Here is a 6,422-nt window from a genome sequence, read left to right as displayed (position 1 = left end):
CGCCTTCGCCGAGGTGGGCTTCTACTTCGACCCCACCCACCCCACGGCCGGCATGGCGGATGCTGCAAGTGTGGTGGCCGCCCAGGCACCGCTGCTCTGGGCGGGCGCGGTCCTTGTCGGAGGCGTTCTTCCGCTCGTGGCGGCCTTCATGGGCCGCAAGACCGCCAACTGGAAGGTCTGGGGCGCCGTCGCCGTGGCCTGCGCCCTCGCAGGCGCCATCGCCCTCCGCGTCGTCTTCTACGAGCTGGGGCTTTCGGTGTTCATGTTCTACTAGCATTCACCCCCTCGCATCCGCGGGAGCCGCATGGGCGCGCCCGTCCTCCTGCGGATGCGGAGGAGGGGGTTCCCTGCCCCCTCCTCGGGCGCTTCTTGCGAGGGGGGATCGCGCGTCGCGGGCACAACGGCGGCAGCGCGTCCCGGATGCTTCGCGTGAAGCAACTTGTCGCGATGGCGTGCGACATTGGTGCGGACGTTTCACGTAGAAACATTTCCCCCTGGGCGCCCGGAGCGTGACGTTATCCCCGTCCTGCGTCACAAAGCAACTTGTCGCGATGGCGTGCGACATTGGTGCGGACGTTTCACGTGAAACATTTCCCTCTGGGCGCCCGGAGCGTGACGTTATCCCCGTCCTGCGTCACCTTCCCCGGAGCGTGACGTTATCCCCGTCCTGCGTCACCGACTGACCCTGTGCCACCTGCGTCACCGACTGTGTCACCGAGCGCCCCGAGCGGGCGCGGCCTTCCTTTCCCCAACCCCCCCTTGCAAACGGGAAGGCCGCTTCCGCTCGGGGTGCTTTTTCGTTTGGTTGCTGCCATCCTTGCAGGATGCTTTCGTGTTGAAATGCTTAGACGCGCCGTTTCCGTCACCTTGCGCGGGGCGTTTGGAGGCGGGTGAAGAGGTTTCGTGTTGTTGCAGCTATGCTTCAAAGGCGCGAGGCGCAACAACGCGCTCGATGTCGCGCAAGAACGCGGGAATGTCCTCGAGTACCGTCTGGGCAACAATCGTCCAGTTGGTGCTTTCGTAATCATGCACAAGTCGATGACGCATTCCGGCAATTTTGAACCAGGGGATATTCGGATTGGCTTCTTTGAGCCCCTCTGAAAGATGATAAACTTGTTCGCCAATATGATACAGCGGCGTGGTAAGAGTCCACTGCACCACGTGGTCGGATGCAATTCTATCTGCGGTTATTTCGTGGTCGTGCACGTAGGAAAGAAGCTCTGACCCTGTGCGCTGGATGGCGGCAAGGCGGTAAGCATCGTCTTTGATCATGCTACACGCAACCTGTCCCGCATAACGGAGCCGTAAAGGGGCGACTCGCGTTCAATCTCGCGTATCTCATACACATCAACAGGCTTTTGGAAAGAGAGATGAAGCTCTTCGGCGATGGCGAACACGTCAGGAGCATGGAAATCTGGTCCGCCGACGATGAGTACATCCAGATCCGAGTCGGGGTGCGCTTCGCCGCGTGCGTAGGAACCGAACAGGTAGGCAGCTTGGGCGTGATACTTTGCGACGAGCTGTTTCAGCTTGTCTTCAAGCTGCGTTAGGCTGATGACCGCATCGCTCATGAGCGCTTCTTTCGCTGTTCGGGCTTTTATTGTCGCTTATTCTATCATGTTGGCGTTGCGCATCCTTGGCGCGACCGCTCACTCCTCCGTGTGGCGGTGGCGCATGATGATCTCGCGCGACTCCTCAAGCGCGTCGAGCAAAGGTCCCAGCCGCCGCTCGTTCTCGCGCTTGTAGATGCAGTAGATGATGAAGTGGGCGTCATCGTCCACCACGGGGATGCTCGCGGTCTGGTTCACGTCCTCTAAGTACTTGAGCTGGCGCAGGTTCTTCTGCAGGATGAGCACGCCTCCGTCGGGGGAGGTGGTGGCGTAGCTGGTCACGGGGCGCCCGAGCATCGGCCGCTTCTTCGGCGTGAAGCCGTGCGCGCGGCACACCTGCTCGATGCGCCGCCAGCCCGACACCGAGTATTCGTCTATGAACTGGATGAACGTTTCATCCTGCAGGTCTTTTATGCGCAGGGCCTTGCGGTTGGCCAAAGGGTGCGTGCGGTCGACGACGGCCACGAACTGCACCTGCACAAGCGGGCGGAACACCAGGCCCCGCTCTTCCAAGGACTTCTCCTCGTCGTAGGCGAACACCACGTCTATCTTGTCCGACTCCAGCAGTCCGAACAGCGGCTCGTCCTCGTGGTGCTCGAACAGGATGGGCACGTGGTGCTGGTCGTTGAGCAGCACGGTGGACAGCGAGATGATGCTGGACACGGTGTTGTCGTACAGAACGCCGTCCACGCGGATGGGCCTGCTCTTGATTACGGTGGCGATGGCGGCCTGTGCGCGATCGTAGGCGTCCACTATCTCCATGGCGGTGCCGAACAGGATGCGTCCCGCCTCGCTCAGCTGCGCGGTGCGGCGGTTGCGGATGAGCAGCTCGGCGCCGAACTCCTGCTCGAGGGCCGCAAGGTGCTTGCTCAGGGCCGGCTGCGTGATGTGCAGCTTCTCGGCGGCCTCGGTGAAGTTGAGGCATCGGCCCAGCACAATGAACTCGCGGTAGAAATCGATGTTCATAGAACCCCCTTCCGCTCGTGGGAGCGCCCCGTCGATCATGGTACCACGCGCGCTGCGCCGTCGGCTTGCTCCGAGGCTCGCGTCCGGAAATCGGAATAACGATATTCCATAGCCCAACTGCGCGGATGCGTGGGCTTCCCATCATTATTTCCTTACACCTTGGCCGCTCGGTATGCTCGTTGTGCAGAGCACACCTCAAGAGAAGGGGGACGTATGGGCAAGCTCTCCATGACGCGGCGATCGTTCGCCCAAATGGCGGCAGTCGTTGGCGCGACGGCCGCGATGGGCGCGGGGACGACAACCTCTACGGCGCTGGCCGAAGGCGCCGCCGCGCAAACGTCGGGCACGGGAGGGGAGGTCAAGAAGATCCGCAGCTGCTGCCGCGGGTGCGGCAAGGTGGAATGCGGCGTGTGGGTGTACGTGCAGGACGGCAAGGTCATCCGCACCGAAGGCGACGAGGACTGCTTCCTCACCATGGGCAACCACTGCTCCAAGGGCCAGGCGTCCATCCAGGCGGCGTATCATCCCGACCGCATCAAGTACCCGATGAAGCGCACGAACCCTAAGGGCGGCGAAGATCCCGGCTGGGTGCGCATCAGCTGGGACGAGGCGTACCAAACCATCGCCGACAACATCATGCAGATCCGCGAGAAGTACGGCGCGGAAAGCCTGTTCACCTGGTGCGGCACGGGCCGTCAGTGGTGCATGCAGTCAGACGCCGGCATGGCGCTGGAGCTGTTCGGCACGCCCAACATCATCGCCGCCTACCAGGTGTGCAAGGGTCCGCGCCACTTCGCGTCGCGCCTGGACAACGTGCAGGCGTACTCGTGGAGCGAGGTCATCAACCACTCGAGCGCGTTCGTGCAGTGGGCCACCGACCAGTCCATATCCAACTACGACGACGCGTCGCGCACCGTGGTGGACGTGGCGCGCCAGGCCGACACGTTCATCAGCGTGGACCCGCGCAAGACGAACCTGGGGCGCGAGGCGCAGTACTGGCTGAACCTGCGCCCCGGCACCGACAACGCGCTGGCGCTGGGCTGGTGCAAGGTCATCCTCGACCACGACCTGCAAGACGACCTGTTCATCAAGCGCTGGACGAACGCCCCGTTCATCGTGGTGCCCGACATGGAGCCGACCGGCTACGAGGAGCAGGTGCAAAACGGCGGCGGCATGAAGCCCTACGATTACAAGACGCGTCTTCTGACCGAGGCCGACATCGACCCGTCCATGGTGGACTGGGAGGTGGAAGGCGAGGGCAACCCGCTGCGCTACCTGGTGTACGACCAGCTGAACGGCCGTTGGACCTACTGGCAGGCCGATCCCGCCGACGCGCACTGGGAGGGCGAGACGTGGGCCAAGCAGACGAAGGGCTTCACACAGGACGTCTCCCGCATGCGCGACGACGCCGGCAAGGTGGCCGGCTGGGTGGCCGACCTCTCGGAGTTCAACCCGCTCATCGACCCGGCGCTCTACGGCGAGTTCGATGTTGTGCTCAAAGACGGCAGCGCGCACAAGGGCCGTCCCGCATGGGATCTGTGGGCCGAGTACCTGGAGAACTTCACGCTCGATCGCGTGGCGGAGATCACCGGCGTGGACGCGCAGCTCATCGAGGACGCGTGCGTCGAATGGGCCACGCGCGACGATCCGCGCATTCCCAAGGGCGGCATCAACTACGGCCTGGGCACCGAGCACGCGGGCAACTCCACGCAGAACTGCCGCGCCATCATGGCGGCGTGCGCGATGGTGGGCGCCATCGACACGCCGGGCGGCCAGCGCGGCGCCACGAACGGTTGGACCGAGCAGTCCGGCCCCTGCTCCATGCTTCCCTCCATGGCGGCGTTCGCGTTCATGCCTGATGCCGAGCTTTCGCTCAAGATGGCCGGAAACGACAAGATGCCGCTTCTGTACTGGTATTCCGTGTGGTGCGACTGCAACGCCGCCATGGAGGCGGCGCACCGGGAGCCCACTGCGCCCTACAACATCCACGGCGGCATGATAGGATCGGGCGACCACATGAGCATGGGCAACGCGCGCTACAACTGGGAGGCGCTCAACATGCTCGACTTCCTGTTCGAGGCTAACCTGTGGCATTCTCCCACGTCGGGGGCGGCCGACATTCTGCTGCCCGTATGCCACTGGACCGAGATCAACGCCTTCCGCATCGCGCAGGGCGCGGGCGGCAGCTTCTCGCTGTGCGTCAAGGCGGTGGATCCGCCGGGGGAGTGCAAAAGCGACCCTCTGTACTTCATGGAGCTGTCCAAGTACTTCGGCGTGCCGGCGTTCGACGGCGACGATCCGTGGCTGGAGAAGTCGGGCAAGGACCTGGAGATAGAAAACCTCACCATCCAATGCTGCCAGCAGGGCTGCGCGCCGTTCGACACCTGGGAGGAGCTGGCCGAGGCGTACCAAGAGCACGGCACGTGGAACATGAAGAAGGAGATTCCCGAAGACTGGGGCACGTACCGCCGCTTCGAGACGGGGCAGGCCTATCGCAAGGCGCCGCACCAGCAGCCGGCGCAGCTTAACATCGGCATTCCCGGCTTTCCCACGCCAACCATGAAGCACGAGCTGTGGTGCACGTCCATCGAGTCGTTCTATCCCGAAGGCGAGGACGGGCCGGAGCTGGCGCCCGGCTTCACGAGCGAGGCGCTGCCGTACTACCAGGAGCCGCCGCACGGCACGGTGGCCGACGCGGAAGCGTACAAGGAGTATCCGCTCACCTGCATCACCGGCCGCCGCATTCCCGTGTACTTCCACAGCGAGCACCGTCAGCTGCCGTGGTGCCGGGAGCTTTGGCCGGTCCCGCGCATGGAGATCAACCCCGCCGATGCGGCCGATCTGGGGCTTGAGCAGGGCGACTGGTGTTGGATCGAAAGCCCGTGGGGCAAGGTGCGCCAGACGGTGGACCTGTGCTACGGCATTGCGCCCGGAACCATCAACGCCGAGCACCAGTGGTGGTACCCCGAGCTGGCGCAGGCCGACAAGGGCTACGAGCTGTCGTGCATCAACTGCATCACCGACCGCACGACACAGGACAAGTACAACGGCTCGTCGAACGTGCGCACCTATCCGGTGAAGGTGTACAAGGCCACGGCGGAGAACTCGCCGTTCGGCAATCCGGTGCCGTGCGGCAACGACGGCACCGAGATCATCCATGACTCGTCCGACCCGCGTCTGAAGCTGTGGGAGATAGGCGCGGCCGGCATTCATCCGGACAATTTCTAAGGGAGGTGGTGTGTCCATGACTCAATACGCTATCGTCACCGATCTTGACCGTTGCGTGGGATGTTTGGCCTGCTCCGTGGCGTGCAAGGTGGTCAACGGCGTGCCGACCGGGGCGTTTTGGAACAAGACGCTGCGTATAGGCCCCAACCCGAAGGAAGGTGGCTCCGGGCAGTGGCCCGACGTGGAGCTGTACTTCCTCAACGTGGGCTGCCAGCACTGCGCCCAGCCCGAGTGCGTGGCCGTGTGCCCCACGGGCGCGTCCCACAAGCTTGAGGACGGCACCGTGCAGATCGACAAGAGCAAGTGCATCGGCTGCCAGTTCTGCGCGATGGCCTGCCCCTACGGGGTTCGCTACCTCAACGAGGAGGAGCGCGTGGTGGAGAAGTGTACCCTGTGCGAGCAGAAAATCGCCCAGGGAGAATTGCCGCAGTGCGTGTCGCAATGCTGCGGCATGGCGCGCTGGTTCGGCGACGCCGAGGGCGATTTGCGCGATTTCCGCGGCCCGCGCGACGAGACGATAGGGAGCTTTGTGGAGGAGTTCTCCGACGAGCAGGTGCACCGCCTGCCCGACGTGGGCAACAAGCCGTCGTTCGCGTACATCCTGCGCGACATGAAGTG

5 protein-coding genes and 1 pseudogene are annotated in these 6,422 nt (G+C 63.8%); 3 read left to right on the top strand and 3 right to left on the bottom strand.

The features are described 5' to 3' along the window. Positions 1-274 (top strand): annotated as a pseudogene (locus tag ACWKY3_RS02245) (dimethyl sulfoxide reductase anchor subunit family protein); the annotation flags it as partial. A 641-nt stretch (positions 275-915) separates the two neighbouring features. Here ACWKY3_RS02245 and ACWKY3_RS02240 read toward each other — a convergent pair. From ACWKY3_RS02240 to ACWKY3_RS02230, 3 genes are all read right to left on the bottom strand, one after another. Continuing rightward, positions 916-1,272, bottom strand: coding sequence for a HepT-like ribonuclease domain-containing protein (locus ACWKY3_RS02240; protein WP_449314800.1), 357 nt, complete (start codon positions 1,270-1,272; stop codon positions 916-918). Beyond that, positions 1,269-1,571: a nucleotidyltransferase family protein gene (locus tag ACWKY3_RS02235; protein WP_449314799.1), complete on the bottom strand. Its 303-nt coding sequence runs from the start codon at positions 1,569-1,571 to the stop codon at positions 1,269-1,271. Before ACWKY3_RS02235 ends, ACWKY3_RS02240 begins: the two co-directional genes overlap by 4 nt. Positions 1,572-1,649: 78 nt before the next feature. Beyond that, positions 1,650-2,576 carry a LysR family transcriptional regulator gene (locus tag ACWKY3_RS02230; RefSeq protein WP_449314798.1) on the bottom strand — a complete coding sequence of 309 codons (927 nt, stop codon included), beginning with the start codon at positions 2,574-2,576 and terminating at the stop codon, positions 1,650-1,652. Positions 2,577-2,789: 213 nt separating this feature from the next. Here ACWKY3_RS02230 and ACWKY3_RS02225 point away from each other — a divergent pair, with 213 nt between their 5' ends. Beyond that, positions 2,790-5,804 (top strand): molybdopterin-containing oxidoreductase family protein, encoded by a 3,015-nt coding sequence (locus ACWKY3_RS02225; RefSeq protein WP_449314797.1) that lies wholly within the window; start codon positions 2,790-2,792, stop codon positions 5,802-5,804. A 16-nt stretch (positions 5,805-5,820) separates the two neighbouring features. Continuing rightward, positions 5,821-6,422 (top strand): 4Fe-4S dicluster domain-containing protein (locus ACWKY3_RS02220; protein ID WP_449314801.1); only part of this gene is annotated, 602 nt, incomplete at its 3' end.

The organism is Rubneribacter sp. (genome assembly GCF_965361815.1).
This window is presented reverse-complemented; position numbering and strand designations above follow the sequence as displayed.

Coding starts and splice junctions, on each gene's coding strand:
- ACWKY3_RS02240 (WP_449314800.1), bottom strand. CDS start 1,272: ATGATCAAAGACGATGCTTACCGCCTTGCCGCCATCCAGCGCACAGGG.
- ACWKY3_RS02235 (WP_449314799.1), bottom strand. CDS start 1,571: ATGAGCGATGCGGTCATCAGCCTAACGCAGCTTGAAGACAAGCTGAAA.
- ACWKY3_RS02230 (WP_449314798.1), bottom strand. CDS start 2,576: ATGAACATCGATTTCTACCGCGAGTTCATTGTGCTGGGCCGATGCCTC.
- ACWKY3_RS02225 (WP_449314797.1), top strand. CDS start 2,790: ATGGGCAAGCTCTCCATGACGCGGCGATCGTTCGCCCAAATGGCGGCA.